We start from the raw sequence: 21,175 nt of genomic DNA, 5'->3' as shown, positions 1-21,175 counted from the left end.
AAGGTGGACAGGCATGACGGCCAGCGCAGCGAACCTGATCGCGGGATGTCTGATCGGGGTGGCCCTGTCGGTCGGCTCGACCGCCAGCGCGCAGTCGGGCCCTTCGGTTTCGGCCTTCTCCGTCGCGCCGAACGATCCCGCCGCGGTCACCGTCAAGGCGCGGGGCGACGGCGTGACCGACGATAGCGCCCCGATCCAGGCGGCGATCGACGCGGCGGCGGCCAGGCCCGGCGGCGGCATCGTGTTCCTGCCCTCCGGTCGTCACCGAATCACCCGGACCCTCTATATGTGGCCCGGTGTTCGCCTGTTCGGCGTGGGCAGGACGCGACCGGTCCTGCTGCTCGCCCCGACCACGCCCGGCTTTCAGCGCGGCGTCGGCAGCATGGTCTTTTTCACCGGCAACCAGCCGAGCGGCGCCGCGCCCGGGCCTGGCGGCGTCCCGCTGCGCGGCACGGTGCCGGTACCGCCGCCGACCAGCGTGCCGTTCGATCCGGATATCGCCGACGCGAATTCGGGCACTTTCTATTCGGCGATGGCCAATGTGAATTTCGAGATCGGCGCCGGCAATCCGGCGGCGACGGCGGTGCGATTCCACACCGCGCAGCACACCTATCTCAGCCATATCGACTTTCATCTCGGCTCGGCGCTGGCCGGCATCTACCAGGTCGGCAATCTCGGCATGGACCTGCGCTTCTTTGGCGGGCGCTACGGCATCCTCACGGAAAAGACCTCGCCGGCCTGGCAATATACGCTGCTCGATTCGGTGTTCGACGGCCAGCGCGATGCCGCGATCCGCGAGCATGAGGCGGGGCTGACCCTGGTCAACACAGTGCTGCGCAACGTGCCCGTCGGAATCGAGATCGACCGCGGCTATGGCGACTGGCTGTGGGGCAAGGATGTCCGCTTCGAGAATGTCTCGAAGGCCGGCGTGATCATCAGCAACGAAGGCAATGCCTATACCCAGGTCGGCTTCGACAACGCGGTGGCCAGCGGCACGCCGGTGTTCGCGCTCTTCCGCGACAGCGGCAAGACTGTGGCGGGGCCGGCGTCGCGATACCGGGTCAAGGCGTTCAGCTATGGGCTTACCCTGCCGGCATTGGGCCAGACGGGCAGCTTCGCGACGCGCATGGACGCAGCGCCCTTGTCGGCCCTGCGGCGCCGCCGCGATCCGGCGATCCGCGCCTTCCCGGCCAGCCCGACCTGGACCAATGTCCGCGATCTCGGTGTAAAGGGCGACAACAAGACCGACGATACCGCCGCGCTCCAGCGCGCGATAGATACGCACCGCGTGCTCTATTTACCCGCCGGCTTCTACCGCGTCACCGATACGCTGAAGCTGCGCGCCGACAGCGTGCTGATCGGGCTGCACCCCAGCCTGACCCAGATAGTCCTTGCCGATGACACCGCCGCCTATCGCGGCGTCGGCCCGGCCAGGGCGTTGGTCGAGAGCGCCAGGGGTGGCGATGCAATCGTCTCCGGCCTCGGTCTCGCCACCGGCGGCATCAATCCGCGCGCGACGGCGCTGTTGTGGCGCGCGGGCGAGGGATCGCTGGTCGATGACGTCAAGTTCCAGGGCGGGCACGGTACCAATCTCGCCGATGGCAGCCGGTTCGATCCCTATAACGCCAACCACACTTCCGATGCCGATCCGAAGATGCGCTGGGACGGGCAATATGCTAGCCTCTGGGTGACGGATGGCGGGGGCGGCACCTTCAACGGCCTGTGGACGCCCAATACCTATGCCCAGGCCGGGCTCTACGTGTCGGATACCGCCACGCCGGGGCATGTCTATCAGATGTCGGCCGAGCATCATGTCCGCGCCGAGATCGTGCTCGATCGCGTGCGCAACTGGGAATTCCTGGCGCCGCAGACGGAGGAGGAGGCAGGCGAGGGCCGCACCACCGTCGCGCTGGAAGTGCGCAATTCGCGCGACATCCTCTTCGCCAATTTCCACGGCTACCGCGTCACCCGCTCGCTCCAGCCGGCGCCGGCCGCGGTCAGGCTCTATGGCTCGACCGACATCCGGTTCCGCAACGTCCATGTCAACGCGGAGAGCGGCTTCTCGACCTGCGATGCCAATGGCTGCGGCACCTATTTGCGGGCGAGCAAATATCCCTATGCGAACGCGATCCAGGATCTGACGCGCGGTGCCGAGGTGCGGGAGCGCGAATTCGCGGTGCTCGACGTGACCGATGCGCCGGCGCCAGCCGCATCTCCAGCGCTTGCCCCGGTGCAGAAGCTCGCCGGTGATTTCTATGCGCTCGGCGGCGGTGCGGTGGATACAGGCGGCAAACTCTATTTCGTCGATCGCCAGTTCCACCGCATCCATGGCTGGTCGGACAAGGAGGGGCTTTCGATCGTCGCCGACGCACCGCTCGATCCGATCAACCTGGCGGTCGATCGATCGGGCAATCTTCTGGTGCTGTCCTCGGACGGTCCTGAAGCGACCGTCTACAGCGTCAAGCCCGGCGATCCCCAGGCGGTGCAGGTGATCGCCCCGACGGCCGCCGGCCGCCGGTCCGGTGCACGCGTCGCGCTGCCCGGCAGCTTCTGGAACAACGGCGAGTTCCGCGATCAATATGATCCCGCCAATGACCGCTTCACCACGCTTGCCGAGATGTTCGCGCGGGACATGGCGGCGCCCAAATCGCGGGAATATGTCTCGCCCGACGGCAGCCTGGTCCTGCCCGCCTTTCGCGTCTGGCAGCAGGGGCCGGCCAATCATCTCGGCTGGCGCTTCTCCGATACGCTCGACACCTATGGCTGGGTCACCGGCAAGGTCGGCGAGCGGGTCTTTGTCGCCAACGGCTCGGAGGACCGGACCTATTCCGGCCTGATCGGACCGGGCGGCGCGGTGACCGATCTCAAGCCCTTCGCGCCGCGCGGCGGGGAGAGCGTGGCGGTGGGGCCCGACGGCCGCGTCTATGTCGCGAACGGTCAGGTGTTCGTCTACGGCGCCGATGGTCGCGACCAGGGACGGATAGATGTGCCGGAACGGCCGCTGCAACTGCTGTTCGGCGGCCCGGAGGGGAAGACGCTGTTCATTCTCACCCACCACACACTCTATTCGGCGAAGCCGTGAGCGCTCCCACCGATCCCTATGCGACCATGGTCGTAGATGATGGGCGGAGCGCGATCCGGTAAGCATGTCGGGCAGCGGCGTGATTCTTCAACGAATCGTCGCGCCACCAAAAACACAAAACAGGGGATGGATCATGGGGAAACAGTCATTTGATCGCCGCGCTCTGACGGGCTTTCGTGGTACCGTTACCAGCCTCGCCGCGCTCGCGACGGCGCTGGGGGTCGCGCCGGCCTTCGCGCAAACCGTACCCGCTCAAGCGGATGCAGTTGCACCGGCACCGCTCGAATCGACACCGGAAGCAAACAAGCCGGACAGCGATATCATCGTCACCGGCAGCCGCATCATGTCGAGTGGCTTCAACGCGCCGACGCCGACGACCGTGATCGGCGAGGATGCAATTGCCCGCAATGCGCAGCCCAACCTCTTCAACACCATCGCCCAGCTGCCCTCGCTGCAGGGGTCGACCGGTGCGGCTACGGGCACGTTCAGCACCTCGAGCGGCCAGCAGGGCCTTAGCTCCTTCTCGCTGCGCGGTCTCGGTACGATCCGCACGCTGACCCTGCTCGACGGCCAGCGTGTCGTCGGCGCCAATGTGACCGGCGTTCCCGACATCAGCATGTTCCCGCAGCTGCTGGTGAAGCGGGTGGACGTGGTGAATGGCGGTGCGTCGGCGTCCTATGGCTCCGACGCGGTCGGCGGCGTGGTCAATTTCATCACCGACACGCGGTTCACCGGCTTCAAGGCCAATGTCCAGGGCGGCATCACCAACTATGGCGATGACCAGCAGGTGCTTGCCCAGGCGGCGTGGGGCACGGCACTGCTCGATAATCGGCTTCACCTGATCGTCAGCGGCGAATATGACCACGAGGACGGCGTCGGCCCGGGCGATTTCGGTACTGATCTCGCGGGCGGGCGTGACTGGTATCGCGCCACCACGCTGGTCGACACCGGACAGTCCAACAACGGCCTGCCACGCTTCAACTATCGCGACTATGCGCAGCCCTATCAATATGCGCGCTACGGCCTGATCAACAACGGTCCGCTGCAGGGAATCGCGTTCGACCAGAACGGCGCGCCGTATAATTTCAACTATGGGTCGGGTGGCAAACCGACTGGCACCGGCACCGTCACGGGCTGCTTCCCCGGCAATGGCTTCTGCGTGGGCGGCGACCTGACGGGTGCGCCGGGTTCCGGCGCGTCACTGAAGTCGGCGCTGGAGCGCCTCAACGGCTTTGGCCGGATCGGCTTCGACTTCGCCGAAAACAATGAAGTCTATCTGACCGTCAACGTCGCCCAGGTGAAGACCAGCAATCAGCCGAGCCCCGGCTATAATCGACAAAATCTGGCGGACGTCCAATGCTCCAACGCCTTCCTGCCGCAGCTGGTGAAGGATCGGTGCGTCACCGCGGGCATCACCAAGTTCAACTTCGGGTCGAGCAACGGCTATTTCCCGGATCCCAAGGTCTTCACCGACCGCCGTCAATATCGCTTCGTCGGTGGCGTGAAGGGCGCGTTCGGCCTGGGCGGTTCCGAATGGAAATATGATGCCTATTACGAGCACGGCACGACCATTTCCGACATCGCGGTCCACGACATCGTCATTCAGAACCGCTATGTGGCAGCAGCCAATGCGATCACGCTGAACGGCGCCATCGTGTGCGCCGACGCGGCTGCGCGGGCCGCCGGTTGCCAGCCGATCAACATCTTCGGCGGCGTCCCGTCATCGGCGGCGCTTGCCTATATCACGCCCGCCAATGGGCCGTTCCAGCATACCAAGCTGACCCAGGATGTCGTCAGCCTCAACTTCTCGGGACAGCCGTTTGACCTGTGGGCAGGGCCGCTATCGGTGGCTTTCGGTGGGGAATATCGGCACGAATTCTATCGCGTGAACGCCGATCCCTATGGCGCCGGCGTTTCGAGCATCAGCCCGAGCAGTGCCGCCTATCCGGCGGATCCGCTGCTTAACGCCGGTCAGGGGAGCAACTGGGCGGCCGGCAACTACAAGAACGGCAGCGGTAAGTACGATGTCTATGAAGGGTTCCTCGAACTAGACGTGCCGTTGTTCGACGGTGACGGGATCGGCAAGGCGAACCTGAACGGTGCTGGCCGCGTGACGCATTACAGCACGTCGGGCACGGTCTGGGCATGGAAGATCGGCGGCACCTGGGAAACCCCGATCGACGGCATCCGGCTGCGCGCCGTGACGTCGCGCGACGTCCGCGCGCCGAACCTGTCGGAGCTGTTCGCGGCGCCGACCGTCACGACGCAGCCGAGCTTCACCAACCCGTTCGGCCCCCCGGTCCAGGCGTTCCAGAACACGGTCGGCAATCCCGACCTGAAACCGGAAATCGCGCGCAACACCGAACTTGGCATCGTCCTGTCGCGTCCGTCCTGGCTGCCGGGGCTGAGCCTGTCGTTCGACTATTACAATATCAAGCTGAAGGGCGTGATCTCGACCCTGTCGGCAGCGCAGATCGTGCAGTTCTGCGCCGACGGTCTCAAGAACTTCTGCAGCGCCTTCAAACTGGACAATGTGAATCAGGCCGACAACTTCATCAACGTCCAGCCGTTCAACCTGGCGTCGTGGAAGACCAGCGGGTTCGACATCGAGGCGAGCTACCAATGGCAAAGGCCGCTCGGCCTGCCGGGTAGCTTCACCGTCCGCGCCCTGGGAACGCACATTCGCGAGTTCCTCGTCGATGCCGGTATCGCCGGGGTGGATGTCGTCGATCAGGCCGGTGCCAACACCGGCAACACGCCCCGTTGGAAATGGCTGGCGACGCAGACCTACAGCAACGACCGGTTCAGCCTCAACCTCCAGCAGCGCTGGTTCAGCAATGGCGTGTTCGGCAATCAATATGTCGTCTGCTCGACCGCTTGCCCAGCCTCGACCACCAATCATCCGACGATCGACTATAACAAAATGAAAGGCGCCTTCTATATCGACATCGGCGGTTCGGTGAAGCTGACCAAGGGGATCGAGACCTTCTTCAAGGTCGATAATCTCTTCGATCGCGATCCGGAGCCAGCGCCGCAGACCAACACCGGTCTCGACGTGAACCCGGCGCTTTATGACACCCTGGGCAGGATCTACCGCGTCGGCGTCCGCGCGAAATTCTGATCAGGCCCTATCTGTCTGCGGCGGAGCCGGTCCGGCTCCGCCGCAATGCTATTGCCGGATCGACGATGGCGGACGGGCTTGGGCCCGGCCGCCATCGTCGCGTCCATCACTCGGCGCCGGACACCACGGGCAGCCACACCGCGCTCGGCGTGGCGCCGCCGCGTTCGATCGTCACGGTCGCTTTCTTGTAGTCGCTCTTCTTCGCGTAGAAGATGTTCGGCACATAGGTCTGCGGGTTGCGGTCGTAGAGCGGGAACAGGCTCGACTGGATCTGCACCATGATCTTGTGGCCCGGCTGGAACACATGGTTCATCGCCGGCAGGCGGAACTTGTACCGCTGCACCTTGCCCGTCGGGATCGCGCTCGGCTTGGCGAAGCTGTCGCGATACCGGCCGCGGAAGATGTCGAGGCTGATGGGGAGCTGATAGCCGCCCATCGTCTTGTCGCTCGCGACCTCGTCCGGATAGACGTCGATTACCTTCACCACGAAATCGCCGTCGGTGCCAGTCGTCTTGGCATAGATGTCCGCCATCGGCACGCCGGAGACGGTGACTGCCTTGGTCAGCACCGGCGTTTCATAGGTCAGGACGTCGGGGCGGCCATCGGCATGGCGCTGGTCGCTGACCAGCCAGCTCTGCCAGCGTCCGTCGCCGAAATTCACCGGCCGCGGCAGATGAGGCACCGGCTTGGCGGGATCGGAGATATAGCTGTCTTCGCCGACCGCCGGCTTGTCGAAGCCCAGGCTTTCGTCACCGCCCATATAGATCGGCTTCATCGGCGCGGCGCAGCCGGTGTCGCAGGCGAGCGGCCACTTGTCGAACCTGTTCCACCTGTTCTCGCCGGTGTTGTAGAAGGTGACCGACGGCGGGGTGAAGGCCGGTGCGCCGTCCTTCAGATAGGCGTTGAAGAACGGCACCAGGATATCGCGCCGCGCCTGGAGCGCGGTGTCGCCGTCGAACTTGAGCACGCCGAGCGACGATCCGTTATAGTTGAAGCCGCTGTGCCGCCACGGGCCCATCAGCAGGAAGTTGTTGCCGCCGTGCCCGACCTTGTTGAGCTCCTCCCAGCTATGGATCGCACCGTACATATCCTCCTGGTCCCAGATGCCTTGCTCCCACAGGGTCGGCACCTTGGACGGGGCGGCGGCGAGCAGCTTGTCGAGTGCCTGGCCCGACCAGAACTCGTCATAAGCCGGGTGCTGCGACATGCGGTTCCAGTAAGGGAGCTGATCGAAGCCCGACTGCTTGGCCCATTCGCCCGCCGATCCGACCTTGCGGAAGGTATCGTAATCGTCCCAGGCCGGCGAACCGGCGGATTTGCCCGCGCCCTTGTAGCCGGTCTGTCCGGCCAGCCAGCCGATATTGGTCAGGCGGAACGCGCCGTAATGGAACCAGTCGTCGCCCATCCAGCCGTCGATCATCGGGCTTTCCGGTGCGGCGACCTTCAGCGCAGGGTGCGGGTTGAGCAGCGCCATGACGACGGTGAAGCCCTCATAGCTCGACCCGAGCATGCCGACCTTGCCGTTGGACTCGGGCAGGTTGGCCTTGTTTACCAGCCAGTCGATCGTGTCGTACGCGTCGGTGACGTGATCGACCTTGGTCTTGTTCAGCGGGCCGATCACCGGGCGAGTGACGATATAATCGCCTTCGGACCCGTATTTGCCGCGGACGTCCTGGAACACGCGGATATAGCCGTCCTTGACGAACAGCTCGTCGCCCTCGGGCAGGGTCGAGATCATGTTCGGGCTTTCCATCCGCACGACCCGGCCGGAAGCGTTATACGGCGTGCGGGTGAGCAGGATCGGCGCGTTCTTCGCGCCCTTGGCGACGATGATGACGGTGTGCAGCTTCACCCCGTCGCGCATCGGGATCATCACCTCGCGCTTCTCGTAATCATAGTTTGCCGTCGGCGGCGTGAACTTGGCGGGAATGTCACCGCCCGGCGCGGACGCGTCCTTGGCGGGCGCCTTGGGGGCGCCTGACGTCGACTGCGCGACGGCCATCGACGAGAGGAGCGTGGTGGCGAGAAGCGCGAACCCTAACCGCATGAGCGATATCCCTATTATATATGTCCCGGACACACGGCATGGCTAAGGCGGCTCCGCCGTGTCAACCCGGTGTGGCGGCGGCGACTGCAATCTGCGGCCTGGACTCGTGACTTGCGTCGCGATGCACGGCACAAGGCGTGGTGACTACTGATGGGGCCTGCTATGCCTAGCCGTGGCCGGTCGTCCGTGATGCGGTGGCGGAGGTGGCGCCATGGCTCGTTATGTTGCCATTGGTAGATGACTGAAGGGCATATGGATGCGGCCTGATTTCAACCCGGCATTGCTCGCCAAGCTGGTCTGTCCCGTCACGCGCAGCGCGCTTCGGTACGATGCCGCCGCGGCAGAGCTTGTTTCGGACGAAGCTGGCCTCGCCTATCCGATCCGGGACGGCGTCCCCGTATTGCTGATCGAGGCGGCACGAAAAATCTAGGATTGCCCTTTCATCGCCGATGCACATCGCACCTGGACGGCTGCGCCTCCAAATTGGTCTCCCTCTCAAACTCGGTGTGGCAGCTCGATCGAACCGCTTCATTGAAGCTGGCGAAACCAGCACCCGCCCGAGCCAGCGAGCGGCATTCACGAGAGGTACGCTTTTATATGAAACAGCCTCTGCCACGCTACGATGGGTAAGCGAGCCCGGCATTGATATGGGTTCTTTCGCGGTAGTCCGCTGACCGACCCATTACCCCGCCGCAGCGACATTGAACCTGCCCGCCTGATAATCGCGCACCGCGTCCACGATTTCCTGCTGCGTGTTCATCACGAACGGGCCATGGGCAACGACCGGCTCGCCGATCGGATCGGCATGGCCATAGAGGATCAGGCTGTCCGTCACCGCCTCGATCCCGACCGTGTCGCCATCGTCGTTCAGCTCGGCTAGGTGCCAGCGATCGATCTCGGCGCCGGCGATCCGCACCCGGCCGCGCACGATATAGAGGAAGATCTGTCGACCCTTCGGTGCGGGCAGTTCGATCTCCCCGCCGGCGGGTATCGAGGCGGTCGCCATGAACACGCCGGTCAGCGAGGCGATTGGGCCGGTCAGGCCGGCAAATTTCCCGGAGATGAGGTTCAGCCTTGCGCCATCGAGATCGGCCGCCGGGATCGCATCCTGTTGCAGGCCGGTGTAGCGCGGCGCGGTCATCTTGAGCCGCCCGGGCAGGTTGAGCCAGAGCTGGAGAATCTCCATCGGCCCGCCCTCGCGCCTGAACGCCTCGGGCGACAGCTCGGCATGGATCAGGCCGGAACCGGCTGTCATCCACTGAACGCCGCCCGCCTCGATGATGCTTTCATGCCCGCCGCTGTCGGAATGGGCGAGGCTTCCGTCGAGGATGAAGGTCACCGTCTCGAATCCGCGATGCGGGTGCGGGCCGAAGGGCAGGCCGTGATTGCCGGGCGCATAGGTCTGCGGCCCGTGATGGTTGAGGAACAGGAACGGATCGAGCTGGTCCAGCCCCGGGGCGGGCACCGGCCGGCGGGTCACCAGGTCGCGAATGTCGTCGCGGGCGGCCGCGTGGATGCGGTAGATGGTGCGCTGGGTCATGGTCGTTCCGCTTTGCCTGCCCGCTCTTTCACGCGTCGGCGCGGCTGTTGCAAGTCAAGGGGGCAATTCGGCGGCAAAGCGCACGATACGGTCGAGGTCCGGCTCGCCGGGCGTGCCGTCAAGGCCATGGCGCCGGAGGCAGTCGAGGCGCCTTCGTTCGGCATCCGCGGCCTTGCCGTCAGGGTCTTCAATCGTCGGCAACGGCTGGGCCCTTGTCGGCCCATCGTGCTGGCCGACGGTTACCCAAGCCTAAATATTCGGCTCAGGAGTGTCCGCTTGCAGTTGCTTCGTTCAGAGGTGCGGTCGCCTGGGATGGGGACGTCAGAGCCCGGCGTTCGCCTCGACGGTTTTTGCCATCGACGCCCAGTCGAGCTCAGGCCGCTCCCGCGCCATCGTCGCGATCAGCCGGTCGCGGCCGAGCGACAGCATCGGCATCGGCACGCCGGCGGCGACGGCTGCCTCGGCCACCAGGGTCATGTCCTTGAAGCCGAGCGGCAGGGTAAAGCCGGCCGGCTCGAAATTCTCCTCCACCAGCACCTTGCCGTAAACCTCGTAGATAATGCCGCCGAACACCGATCCGGTCAGCGTGTCGAGCAGGGTACCCTTGTCGACGCCATATCTACCGGCGAGCGTCATTGCCTCGGCCAGGGATTCGATCACCGTCATGATCAGGAAATTGCCACTGAGCTTGACGATGTTCGCCTTGTGCGGCGTCTCGCCCATGTTGAAACTGCGCTGGCCGACCGCGTCGAACAGCGGCTGGCAGGTCGCGACCGCATCGGCCTGGCCAGCTGCGACCACGAACAGCTTCTGCGCGGCGGCGGCGATCGGCCGGCCGAAGACCGGCGCGGAAACATAGGTCTGGCCGGCCTTCTCATGCGCCTCGGTCAGCCGGTCCGCGATGGCCACGCTGATCGTGCTCATCGACACATGGATGGTCGGCCCGCCGGATGCGAGGATGCCGTTCTCGCCGAACACGACCGCTTCGAGCGCCTTGTCGTCGGCGAGCATGCTCATCACCACCGGATTGCGCGCTGCCTCGGCGGGCGTCGCGGCGAGCGTCGCGCCTGCCGCGATCAGCGGCGCGGCCTTGTCGGCGCTGCGGTTCCACACCGTGACCTTGTGACCAGCCTTGAGCAGATTGGCGGCGATCTCGCTACCCATCAGGCCCAGCCCGATGAAACCGACGTCCATGAAATACCTCTTCCCGTCTTATGTGAAAAAAAGCCGCTCCCATGCGGCGCTCAATGCTTGCCCGCGGGCTCCGTTGACAGCTTCAGGACAATGACATTGCGATATTCGCTGCCCGGATCGAGCCGCGCTGACGGGAAATCGGGATGATTGACCGCATCGGGGAAATTCTCCGCCTCGAGCGCGACGCCGTCGCCCTGGCGATAGGCGCGCCCGGACTTGCCGATCTGCGCGCCGTTCAGCCCGTTGCCGCTATAGACCTGGATACCCGGCTGGTTGGTCGACAGTTCGAGCACCCGCCCCGACACCGGGTCGCTGAGCCGCGCGGCGAGCCGCACCGCGCCGTGCCCGTCGCGCAGCACGAAATTATGATCATATCCACGACCCTGCTTGATCTGCGGATCCCGCACGTCGCGTACCCGCGCATCGACTCGCTGCGGCGTGCGGAAGTCGAACGGCGTGCCGGCGACCGGCACGATCTGTCCGGTCGGGATCAGATCGGCATCGACCGGGGTATAGCCATCGGCGAACACGGTCAGCAGATTGTCGGATCCATGCCCGACACCTTCGCCGCCCATGGTGAAATAGCTGTGATTGGTGATCGAGACCATGGTGGGTTTGTCGGTGGTCGCACGATAATCGATCTGAAGCCGGTCCTGCTCGTCGAGCGAATAGGTCGCGCGGACGGTGAGCGCGCCGGGAAAGCCCTGGTCCCCGTCCGGGCTGACATGCAGTAGCGTGACGCTGGACACCGGCCYGTTCGTCACCGACTCAACCTTCCATACGACCTTGTCGAAGCCGCGCGCTCCGCCATGCAGGTTCGCGACGCGCCCGTTCACGACGGGCATCGTATAGGTCTTGCCGTCCAGCACGAAGCTGCCCTTGGCGATGCGGTTCGCAACGCGGCCGGCGGTCACGCCGAAGAACGAACTGTTCCGTTCATAGGATGCGAGGTCGGGATAGCCGAGCACGACGTCGGCCAGCTTGCCCCGCCGGTCCGGCGCGATCAGCGACTGAAGCGTCGCGCCCAGGGTGATCACCGTCGCGCTGACGCCGTGCCGGTTGGTCAGCGTGATCGCCTCGACCGCCGTGCCGTCCTGCAATTGCCCGAAGGCGTGGCGGCCGACATCGGCTGAGCAGGGGCTGGCAGCGATGGTCAAGGCGAAGATCGATGCGGCAAAAGCCACCGGACGAAGGCGTGGCACGATCGGTTCTCTCCTCATCGGCGCTTATTATGCGTATATCCTATAGGATTGCGTGGGCCGCGCCAGCCCGATCTCCATGCATCGCTGCGATTCCCACGCCGTGGCAAGGCCGGATTTGGGCGATCGTCCCTGTGAGGCACGATCCGGGCATGCGAATGCTTTCCAAGCGCTTACCATAAAGTAGATTGCTCCAAATGGGACTGACTCGACTCAACGGCCTGACCGCCCGCCAGCTGCAATGTCTTCGCGGCAAATGGGATCGGAAGATGGACAAGGAGATCGCGTACGAGCTTGGCATTTCCCAGCGCGCGGTCGAGGGGCATCTGCGCGGCGCGCGGGAGAAGCTCGACGTCGCCTCTACCCGCGCTGCGGTGCTGATCGTCGCCGCGCGCGAGGGCTGGGAGGGTTCGGTCGAACCATACTATGGTCCATCCCATCTGCCGGATGCCCCCGATTCCGGTGCAATCCTTTTCCCAGACGAGGAGGGGCCGGTTCCCGCTTCGGCTTCGGTTCGCGACAGTTGGCCCATGACGGGCGAAAGACTGGCGCCGATCGGGCCGGAAGCGCGCTGGCCCATCCCAACACGGGAAGGGCAACGCAATGACCTGAGCACGATGCAAAGACTGGCCTGGCCGTTCGCGATCGCGACATCGGTGATGGCCCTTTTGTTTCTGGGATTCGGCGTGGTCAACGGGGCCGGCAAGTTCATCGGCACCGTCCTGAACCACGGTTTCTGACACCATTTTTCTGATGCGCCCGCGCGCCGCGCCGGCGCCCGGGGGTATCCATGCTTAACGACCGTCTGTCCGCGGCCCGCAAGGTCGCGCAAACCCTTATTCCTGCCGAACGCAATCTCGACGCCTCGCTGCGCAGCAACGCGGAGCTGACGCTGGCCATGCTCGCCGCGCGCGAGGAAGCGCGGCTGCCCTTTTCGATCGCCAGCGATGCGTTGCGCCATAATGCCAATGCGAATGTGGCGCTCGCCCAGGCCTGGTCGAGCATCGCGCTCGTCCACGGGGCGCTCCGCACCGCGCAGCATGACATCGGGCTCGACGGCTTCAAGGCCTGGTTCGGTGATCAGACGCCCTGCGAGGAAGGGTCGATCGCACCCGCGACCGTCGTCTCGATCGCGACGGCCGCCTGATCGGCTGTTGACGAGAGGGCTGGTTGAATGCTCCGCTCAAGCGATGCTGCGCGTGATCCTGTACGAGATGATTCTCATCATCTGTTGTGCCTATGCTCTGGCGCGGGGCGGCGCGCCGGAACGGAGTGCCGCGGGCATGATGCTCGCGGCCTCCGTCGCCAGCTTCGCGTCCTATTCCCATCCCTTCGGCGCCTCCTACATGAAGGTGCAGGTCTGGATTTTCCTGATCGACCTGCTGCTGTTGCTGGGGCTGTTCGTCCTCGCCATCGCCTCGACGCGTTTCTGGCCGCTGTGGCTCGCCGGTTTGCAGCTATTGGCGGTCTTCGCGCACCTCATCCGCGCGCTCGACCAGACGATTCTGCCCAGGGGCTACCAGTTCCTGATCGCGTTCGAGGCCTATCCGATGTTGCTGCTCGTGGCGTTTGGCGCCTGGCGCCACCGGAGGCGGCTTCGACTCTACGGTGTCGACAGATCCTGGAGGGATTCCTCCGACCCTTAGCCGGGGAAGGGGCGGAGGGACTGTCCGACCGGCTGGTAGAGGAGTTCGGCTCGCTGCCCGGCGTGCTGGCGGCGAGCGGCCAGGCGCGGCAGCGTGTGCTGCGGGACCGGCCCGATCTCGAAGCGCTTATCGGCGGGCTCGGTGCGGCGCTGACCCATATCGCCACGCTGCGGTTCGTACGCGGGCCCGTGGTCGACAGCTGGCCGGCACTGCTCGATTATCTGCGGCTCGCCCATGCGTTCAGCGCGGTCGAGATCGCGCGGGTGCTTCATCTGGACGGCCGGGGCCGGCTGATCCTCGACGAGGAGATCTCCCGCGGGACGATCGACGAGGCGACGATCCATGTGCGTGAGGTGATCCGCCGCGCGGTAGAACTCCACACGGCATCGATCCTGCTGGTGCACAACCACCCGAGCGGCGATCCGACGCCAAGCCGCGCCGATATCGACCTCACCCGCCGCATCGCGCGGGCGGGGCAGCCGCTGGGAATAGCAGTGCATGATCACCTGATCATGTCGACCACCGGCCATGCGAGCATGCGGGAGATGGGGCTGCTCTAGCGACGAGGCGGCGATAAGCTCAGGACGAGGGTACCTATCGCCTGGCTTCCACATATTGCGACAATAGTGGATCGTGGCTGAACCGATCGGCATGGCTGTCGAGGAAACCCAGTTCCGATGCCGGGTCCTTATAGGTCGAATGCCGCGCCTCGGTGAAACCGGCTGCCACTGCCCAGGTTGAGCAGCTTCACCCCCTCTTTCAGCTTCCACCGTTCCCGGTACCGCCGGGTGACCACAGGGCCGACGACCGGCCAGATCCCGGGCACCTTGGTTGCGGCGAACCGCGCCAGCGCGTGGATGGTGCCGTAGCGTTGTCGATAGCGGGCCAGTTTGCCCAAAAGGCCAGCGGGGGGCGGGGCGGCGAAGACGACGCGAGCTTCCGTCCGCCGGTCGAGGATTTTTTCCGGAGAACCCATTTTTCGCCATTGGCATCGAGACGGTTTTCGATGTTGCTCCACGTCATGATGAAGCGCCAGCTGAAACGGTAGGCGTATCGCTCAGGGGAGCCCGGATACCGGCGTGCCACGAGATCAGGCGCTGGAACGAATCTGTCAACGTGCGTCTGTCGTGGATGGATAGGGGCTCTTAACCGCTCCGGGCTTTTCACGACCACTTACAAAATCCCGGGCAGCGTGCGAGGTGGCGTTTGATCGCTCAGGCAGATCGCCCATGCTGCCTACACGCCGGTTTCCGCGGGGATCAGCACCGCGCGCCGGCGTTTCCGCAGGATATAGCTCAAGGTCGGGTTCTCGATGGCCTGATACCACAGGACGGCCAGGATCACGGCCAAGGCGATGCCCATGAGGAAAGCCGGCCATATGGCAGTCACGGGGGCGTGGAGCCGCGACAGGCCGACACCAATCACGCCGAAGACGATCGGGTGGGACAGATACAATGCGTAGGAGGCGTCGCCCACGAGGATTAGGAAGGCGATGCCGCGATTGGAGGCATAGGATGGGCGTCTGAATTCGAAGGCCAGACCACCGGCCAGAAGCGCGAAGCCTGCAGCGCCGAAGCCGATGACGCGCAGAAGGCCGACCAAACCGGTCGGCGTGGTGGAGATGTGCGGGTTGCCGTTCATCTCGGCAACGAGGAATGTGGTTCCGACGAACAAGCACGCACCAATGACGAGACACGCGCGCCAATCCCAATGACGCACTTTGTTTCGATGCTTGAACAGCAGGACGCCGGCTAGGAATTCTACCTGGTAAAGTGACGCCACATGGAAGTCCCAGACGTCGCCACCCCATATCGCCGGCACCAGGACATGCAGGACTATCCCGAAAATCGCCACCACCGCCAGTACGATTGGAAGCCATTGGAGGCGCCCTATCGCAAGCAGCGATGCCACGAATCCGTAGAATATGAACTCATGTTCCAGCGTCCATCCGGGGGCTAGAAGCGGAAGCCCCGACTGAGGCAGTACGAGCAGTGACTGGACCAGCGCGAGTGCCGACGGAAAAGCGTGGCCACCGGCACGATTGAGCAGAATCCAGATGATCGTGAATGCCCAATAGAATGGCAGAATCCGGATCGCGCGGCGCCACAGGAAATTCGACGCTGTCACGGTGTTGGAGCTGGCGACGACGCCGATGATGAAGCCACTGATGACGAAGAAGATATCGACGCCGGAATACCCGAAACTGACCCATTCCGGCAGGCCGAGCCCCTGCGGGGCGATGTTGTTGGTGATGTTGACCGAATGGCCGAGAACCACCGCCATCGCTGCGAATGCGCGGCCAATCTGGAGGAAATTGTACCGCTCGCTCACATGTCACCCCGCTTCCGCGTTCGGCGCCATATCACATCGGTGACAGCCCGCAATGATCGGGCCGGGACAGTGCGTGTATCCCTTCGCGGCGACCCGGTACTGTTGGTCAGAATATCCCCATGAATTTCGGCCGTGCCTTCTTCACCGCCGCCGCATCCCTGGCCTCGCATCGGCCTACGATGCCCATCGCCGCGCCATATCGATCGTTCGCCACTTCGAGCTGGCCGGTCTGTTCGACGAAGCCCGATTGCCACGGCCGGGCATCGTCATGGCCATCGGGCAGCTTTGCACTGTCAGGCAGTGCCGCCGGCTGAACCCCGTCCCGCCAGCTAGTCGGCAACAGGGCCGAGCAGGGCGACGCATTTGCCTGAATGACGGTATGAGCGCAGCCTGCAAGCAGCGCGATCGGCAGCATCGTTGCTGTCACCGCCAGGTGCCTGATCGATCGCATCGATTCCCTCCTTCACGGTCGCACGGACCATTGTTTCGTTCCACATGGTGTTGCCGATCGTCCGGACGGCGTCGGCCCCGCTCTCGATTGCGGCACCGCGTTGCCTTGTGACGAGGCCGGCCTCGGCGCTGGCTGATCGCGCGCGTTGCCATTGTTGCCAGGCGAACAGGGTCATCGCGATCGCGGCGGCGGCGAGGATCGCCCCCGCGACGAACTTGCGCCGATCCAGGGTCATTGCGCAGCCCCGCCCACGTGGGTAGCGGCGGCTGCGGCGACACCGGCCGCCGCGCTCACCCTCGCGATCTGCTCGACCTGCTCGTCGGAAATCTCGAAGCTGTTGCCGAACATACTGCCCCTGATGTTGCGCTTGACCAGAAGGGCCGCGATGCCAGTCTGCACCACCGCGATCAGCAACAGGGCGCCGATGCCGATATAGAAGGCATATCGGGCGTGCTGCTGGACGAGCACCAGCGCATAGACCGCGATACCGGTATTGGAGACCCCGCTACCGGCGAGCAGAAGCAGGGCCGCACCACGTCGCGCCTCGGGATCGCGCAGCGCCTTCAGCGCGCGCCAGGGCACCCCAAACGCACGCCGCGTGCCCTGGCCGAAGGTCGTGCGACGATCTTGATGGCGTGATCCTTGCTCGCCCATCACATCCTTCCTTTCAACAAAGCCCAGAGCGCGACGGCGGCCGTTGCCAGCCAGCCGAGCAAAGGCGACTTGAGCAGCCAGCCGCCGATGCTCATGGCGCCGTCGCGCTTGTTCTTGTCGGCCTCGAGCACGGCCACGCGGTCTTCCAGTTCCTTGACCCTGGCGGGCAGGCCTGCCGCACCCACCACCCGCTCCGTCAGGCTGTCCATCTTCGCCGAGAGCGTGTTCACGTTGTGGATCAGCTCGCGCATCTGGCCCTTCATCTCGCCGAGCATTATCCCTGTAGAGTCGAGTGAATCGCTCATAAAAAGACCTGATGTGCAGCGGCTAGATTAGCCGCGCTCAAGCGAGTATCCGGCCCCGCATCGAAATGAGAGTAATCACTGGTTTGGTTTTGATCGCGGTGAGCATCGTCGGAACGGGTTGTGCGATCGCGTGGTCTCGTCGCAATAGCCCTGCTCGCCGCGCGCGGCGTCAGCAGAAGCGAGACGAAGCCTTGCGGGCCAGTCGTCGCGGCATCGAACCCTGACTTGAGTGACGGGCGCTTCGAGCGTACAATCGGAGCCGATGAGACAAGCTGCCGCCACAATTTTACACGCCCCTCGGATATGGTTAGGGCAGGCGCTACGCGCCGCTTTGCGCCAGGCTCGCAAGGACGGCTCATGCAAAATTTGCGGAGCGATAGCGCAGGAAGGCGAGCGCGAATGCTCATCTTGCTACGAAGAGTCGCAGTGGTGATCTGATAAATCACAGCTGCCCCGCCGCGAACTGAGCGATCGTCGGCCCAGCGAGGCGCGTGAACGAATCGTCCGTGAGGTGCACACCATCCACCCGAAGCAAAGTCGCTGCCGAGAGTGCGTTGATACCCCACGTTTTGCGGGCGTTCAGCATCGGTATCGCTCGGGATTCGAAATTCGCGAGTATCGCATCTGCGACGGCCTCCTGCGTGGCGACAGGCGCGAGCGAGTTCCGGTAAAGGTTTACCGCGATGATGCGGAGGTTGGGCTTTGCGGTTAGCAGTGCATCGAGCAAGAAGTTCATCGCGCCATGCAGCGTATTTGCCGTATATCCGTCCGTAAGCGCCCCAACACGAGCCGCGACGGTCGCCCCGGCATATGTCGGGACGTTGCCGGCGGAGATCGCGGCCGCGTCGTTTGTCCCCAGCCAAAGGATCAGGAAATCAAGATCCGCGAGCCACTGTGCTAGCGTCGTGCCGTCCGCCGGAACCTGCCCATAGATGTTCTTCTGGCCGATGGTTCCGGACGAAGTGAGCGCCCCAGTAAGCGGCGCCGAGTTGCTATAGGTACCGAGCGCCTCCAAAGTCGCCAACGGGGCCGAAGCTCCATACGCTTCTAACGCGGCCGAGAATGTTCTACCCCCCCGAGCATCCTGACGCCAAAGCACAGCTCCGGTCCTTGCGACGAACGCATCCTGCCAAAGCTGGTTATAGGTTCCCGAAAGGCTGTCGCCGAGGACACCGAACTTCTTACCCCGGAGATGGTTTCCTGACCCACCGGCCTGCAAGGCCTCAAAGGCGGCGGCGGTGACAACCTGCTCCGACCCGAGGACCGAAAACCGGTATTGGAACCGCACCCCGGTTTGCAACGACCCAGCGGCGCCACCGGTCGGGCCGGCTGCAAAATAGTACCCAACGTCTGCGGATTGATTGGTGTACCCTATGAGCCCGTTACCCGACATGCCGACATACTCCCCGGCCATGACGGGGAAAGCCCCGAAGTCTGCCGGGGTCAAATTTTTCACGCCCGCCGACGCCGCGGTGTAGGTTGCAAAGCGTGTTCGAGTGAACACACCGCCCGACAGGGTGAACGCGGAGATTGTTACCGTGCCAGTCGCATAAGCGAAATAATCGAGTGCATTCAGCACGCCGGCGCTGGCGACCGGATCGGCGGAGATATACCCGGCACCGCCGACGGCGCTGGGCCCTGTTAACAGAGCACCCGAGGGCCGACCGATAGTCTGCGTCGCCGGAGCGTTCAGCAACGCAAGCGCGGCTTCGTTGTTGTCGATCGACGCCGAGTTTGCGGCGACAATATCCTGGACCGCCGCGAACGTAACCGCGGTTACGGTCTGAGTAACGACGGAAACCGTGAAGCTTGCTTCAAGGCGAAGCGACGGCGTGAGCCCAGTCGCCGTGCCACTCGAAGGAAGGCTCGGAGCAAAATTGAACCATCCCGCTCCATCTGCGGCCGCGGTGGTGAACGCCAGTACACCATTGCAGTAGATCACTAGGTATTCTCCCGCGACGACGGGGAACACTCCGAAGTCGGCGGGCGTAAGGATCTTAAGTCCGACCGACGCGATGCTTACCGCGGCGCTAATCGCTACGCGCGACAGCTCGGTGCCCGACTTAGTGTATCGGGCCACCTGCAACGTGCCCGTGGCCATCGCAAAGATACTGACCTGTGTCAGGTTTCCTGAAGTGGTGACCGGATTGTTCCAACCATAGCTGTTGTTGGTCGCAGCGGTGCCAGTGATGGGGTTGGCCGGACGCCCAATCGTCTGCGTGGAGGTGACGGAATACAGGCTGACCATCGACGCCGCCGCGCCGTCACGCGCAACCTCAGCCTCGTTCTTCAGATTCTCGGTTTCGTCTCGGAGAATCTGCGCCTTAGCCGATGCAGCTGCGAATATGCCAAGCGGCCCGATCCAGCCCCCTGCGCCGCTCGCGCCGTTCTTTTTGTAGAGGTCGTTATTGCCGGCCGTCGCATCGCCAACGACCAGTGCGTAGAGATTATTGGCCGGGGCCGGATCGGCGAGTAGCGCCGCCTTGCTCGTATAAACGCGCTCGCCGATCAGCGCGGCGACGGTGCCCGATGCTATAGCGGAGCGCACATCGGCGAACTCGTCCGCGATATCCTCGACAGCGTGGCGATCGGCGCCCGTCACGGTGCGATCAAGCGCCGTCTGATCAGCCGCATGCTCGGCTCGTGCGACGTCGCTCGCGATCGCCACTGCATCATAGGCAACGCCGCGTATCCTCCCGTCGACCATGCCGAGCACCATGCCCTCTGCACCGGAAAGGCCTTCCATCTCCGGCGGGGTTTCGCCCAGCGGCACCTTCAGGGCACGGCTGGCCTTGTCCTCGGTCACCAGGTCGCGGATCGCGGCCCGGCGGTTGATCGTGTTGACGGTCGAAAGATTATAAGCGCCCTGGTTGGCGAATTCGCTGGTCTGGCGGTAGTCCGGCTGGGAAACGAGCAGGATCTGCGCGCCGGCGGCCGGTGCCTCGTGGAACGTCACCGTGCCCGACGTATCGCCGAACACGACGCCATAGTCGCCGGGATAGGCCTTCTCGACCCCATCGACATAGACGCCGATGTCCCCCGGCGCGATGATCGAGAAATCGAACGCGAATGCCTTGTTCGTGCCATCGCCATTCTGGATCGGGGTTGAAACTTTGTCGCTGATTGCGGCCACGCGGCACCTCCTGTGATGGAGGCGGATTAAGCGGTGGCGGAGAAGGTTTGAATCGATCGGCCGGGTCGAAAGCAATCTGCGGGAGATATCTATGGATTCGCGGCAGGCATCTGGCGCAGGGCGCGAGGGCCGGGATTTGGGCGGGCGCTACTGCGGCAGGCGGGACTTCCAGTTGGGGCCGAGGGCTTCACGCCGCTCTTCCTCCGAGAACGGGCGGCCGCCGGTGACGTGCTCCCCTGAAATGTGACCGCGGATAAGTAGAGTCCGACACGCGAAGGGAGTCGGACGGGATGAAGCGGAGCAGGTTCAGCGAAGAGCAGATCATCGGGATATTGAAGGAGCAGGAAGCGGGGATGGCGACGGCGGATGTATGCCGGCGCCACGGGATCAGCCCAGCGACGTTTTACAACTGGAAATCGAAGTTCGGCGGGCTGGAGGTGTCGGAGACCAAGCGGCTACGCACGCTCGAGGA

General features: G+C 64.3%; 20 protein-coding genes. 8 read left to right on the top strand and 12 right to left on the bottom strand.

Annotated elements, in window-relative coordinates; translation table 11 throughout:
* Positions 1 to 13: 13 nt before the first annotated feature.
* Positions 14 to 3,082 (top strand): glycosyl hydrolase family 28-related protein, encoded by a 3,069-nt coding sequence (locus tag AC1DT7_RS10560; RefSeq protein ID WP_478035903.1) that lies wholly within the window; start codon positions 14 to 16, stop codon positions 3,080 to 3,082.
* 133 nt (positions 3,083 to 3,215) lie between these two features.
* Positions 3,216 to 6,203, top strand: a complete 2,988-nt coding sequence (locus AC1DT7_RS10555; protein ID WP_478035902.1) for a TonB-dependent receptor plug domain-containing protein — start codon at positions 3,216 to 3,218, stop codon at positions 6,201 to 6,203.
* 106 nt (positions 6,204 to 6,309) lie between these two features.
* Here the strand turns inward: AC1DT7_RS10555 and AC1DT7_RS10550 are convergent, their stop codons facing one another.
* The gene (locus AC1DT7_RS10550) at positions 6,310 to 8,250 is read right to left on the bottom strand and encodes a CocE/NonD family hydrolase (protein WP_478035901.1); all 1,941 of its coding nucleotides are present in this window, start codon (positions 8,248 to 8,250) and stop codon (positions 6,310 to 6,312) included.
* 256 nt (positions 8,251 to 8,506) lie between these two features.
* Here AC1DT7_RS10550 and AC1DT7_RS10545 point away from each other — a divergent pair, with 256 nt between their 5' ends.
* A complete protein-coding gene (locus tag AC1DT7_RS10545) occupies positions 8,507 to 8,680 on the top strand; it encodes a Trm112 family protein (RefSeq protein ID WP_478035900.1) in 174 nt (57 codons plus the stop codon).
* Positions 8,681 to 8,932: 252 nt separating this feature from the next.
* Here the strand turns inward: AC1DT7_RS10545 and AC1DT7_RS10540 are convergent, their stop codons facing one another.
* From AC1DT7_RS10540 to AC1DT7_RS10525, 4 genes are all read right to left on the bottom strand, one after another.
* A complete protein-coding gene (locus AC1DT7_RS10540) occupies positions 8,933 to 9,790 on the bottom strand; it encodes a pirin family protein (RefSeq protein WP_478035899.1) in 858 nt (285 codons plus the stop codon).
* A gap of 54 nt (positions 9,791 to 9,844) precedes the next feature.
* Positions 9,845 to 9,991 (bottom strand): hypothetical protein, encoded by a 147-nt coding sequence (locus tag AC1DT7_RS10535; protein WP_478035898.1) that lies wholly within the window; start codon positions 9,989 to 9,991, stop codon positions 9,845 to 9,847.
* 120 nt (positions 9,992 to 10,111) lie between these two features.
* On the bottom strand, positions 10,112 to 10,984 hold the full coding sequence (locus AC1DT7_RS10530) for an NAD(P)-dependent oxidoreductase (protein WP_478035897.1): 873 nt from the start codon (positions 10,982 to 10,984) through the stop codon (positions 10,112 to 10,114).
* A 50-nt stretch (positions 10,985 to 11,034) separates the two neighbouring features.
* On the bottom strand, positions 11,035 to 12,186 hold the full coding sequence (locus AC1DT7_RS10525; protein ID WP_478035896.1) for an aldose epimerase family protein: 1,152 nt from the start codon (positions 12,184 to 12,186) through the stop codon (positions 11,035 to 11,037).
* A gap of 194 nt (positions 12,187 to 12,380) precedes the next feature.
* On the opposite strand from AC1DT7_RS10525, the gene AC1DT7_RS10520 reads away from it, so the two are divergent.
* The 4 genes from AC1DT7_RS10520 to AC1DT7_RS10505 all read left to right on the top strand — a co-directional run bounded on the left by AC1DT7_RS10520 (position 12,381) and on the right by AC1DT7_RS10505 (position 14,389).
* Positions 12,381 to 12,923, top strand: a complete 543-nt coding sequence (locus AC1DT7_RS10520) for a response regulator transcription factor (protein ID WP_478035895.1) — start codon at positions 12,381 to 12,383, stop codon at positions 12,921 to 12,923.
* Positions 12,924 to 12,973: 50 nt separating this feature from the next.
* Positions 12,974 to 13,330: a hypothetical protein gene (locus AC1DT7_RS10515; protein ID WP_478035894.1), complete on the top strand. Its 357-nt coding sequence runs from the start codon at positions 12,974 to 12,976 to the stop codon at positions 13,328 to 13,330.
* A 43-nt stretch (positions 13,331 to 13,373) separates the two neighbouring features.
* Positions 13,374 to 13,829 carry a hypothetical protein gene (locus tag AC1DT7_RS10510; RefSeq protein ID WP_478035893.1) on the top strand — a complete coding sequence of 152 codons (456 nt, stop codon included), beginning with the start codon at positions 13,374 to 13,376 and terminating at the stop codon, positions 13,827 to 13,829.
* A gap of 62 nt (positions 13,830 to 13,891) precedes the next feature.
* Positions 13,892 to 14,389, top strand: a complete 498-nt coding sequence (locus AC1DT7_RS10505; RefSeq protein ID WP_478035892.1) for a JAB domain-containing protein — start codon at positions 13,892 to 13,894, stop codon at positions 14,387 to 14,389.
* Between the two features lie 128 nt (positions 14,390 to 14,517).
* On the opposite strand, the gene AC1DT7_RS10500 is transcribed toward AC1DT7_RS10505, so the two are convergent.
* From AC1DT7_RS10500 to AC1DT7_RS10470, 7 genes are all read right to left on the bottom strand, one after another.
* Entirely contained in the window at positions 14,518 to 14,805 is a 288-nt protein-coding gene (locus tag AC1DT7_RS10500) for a hypothetical protein (RefSeq protein WP_478035891.1), read from the bottom strand.
* A gap of 260 nt (positions 14,806 to 15,065) precedes the next feature.
* Entirely contained in the window at positions 15,066 to 16,160 is a 1,095-nt protein-coding gene (locus tag AC1DT7_RS10495) for an acyltransferase family protein (protein WP_478035890.1), read from the bottom strand.
* Between the two features lie 106 nt (positions 16,161 to 16,266).
* Positions 16,267 to 16,500, bottom strand: coding sequence for a hypothetical protein (locus AC1DT7_RS10490; protein ID WP_478035889.1), 234 nt, complete (start codon positions 16,498 to 16,500; stop codon positions 16,267 to 16,269).
* The gene (locus AC1DT7_RS10485) at positions 16,490 to 16,846 is read right to left on the bottom strand and encodes a hypothetical protein (protein ID WP_478035888.1); all 357 of its coding nucleotides are present in this window, start codon (positions 16,844 to 16,846) and stop codon (positions 16,490 to 16,492) included. Before AC1DT7_RS10485 ends, AC1DT7_RS10490 begins: the two co-directional genes overlap by 11 nt.
* Positions 16,843 to 17,265, bottom strand: coding sequence for a hypothetical protein (locus AC1DT7_RS10480; RefSeq protein ID WP_478035887.1), 423 nt, complete (start codon positions 17,263 to 17,265; stop codon positions 16,843 to 16,845). The genes AC1DT7_RS10485 and AC1DT7_RS10480 overlap by 4 nt, the downstream gene beginning before the upstream one ends.
* On the bottom strand, positions 17,265 to 17,540 hold the full coding sequence (locus AC1DT7_RS10475; protein WP_478035886.1) for a hypothetical protein: 276 nt from the start codon (positions 17,538 to 17,540) through the stop codon (positions 17,265 to 17,267). Before AC1DT7_RS10475 ends, AC1DT7_RS10480 begins: the two co-directional genes overlap by 1 nt.
* A gap of 472 nt (positions 17,541 to 18,012) precedes the next feature.
* A complete protein-coding gene (locus AC1DT7_RS10470) occupies positions 18,013 to 20,703 on the bottom strand; it encodes a hypothetical protein (RefSeq protein ID WP_478035885.1) in 2,691 nt (896 codons plus the stop codon).
* Positions 20,704 to 20,993: 290 nt separating this feature from the next.
* Between AC1DT7_RS10470 and AC1DT7_RS10465 the strand changes: the two genes are divergently transcribed.
* On the top strand, positions 20,994 to 21,175 hold a 182-nt coding region (locus AC1DT7_RS10465; RefSeq protein ID WP_478035884.1), incomplete at its 3' end, for a transposase.

The organism is Sphingomonas sp. P3_C6 (assembly GCF_056402595.1).
The sequence above is the reverse complement of the archived record's forward strand: the minus strand, read 5'-3'. Positions and strand labels throughout refer to the sequence as shown.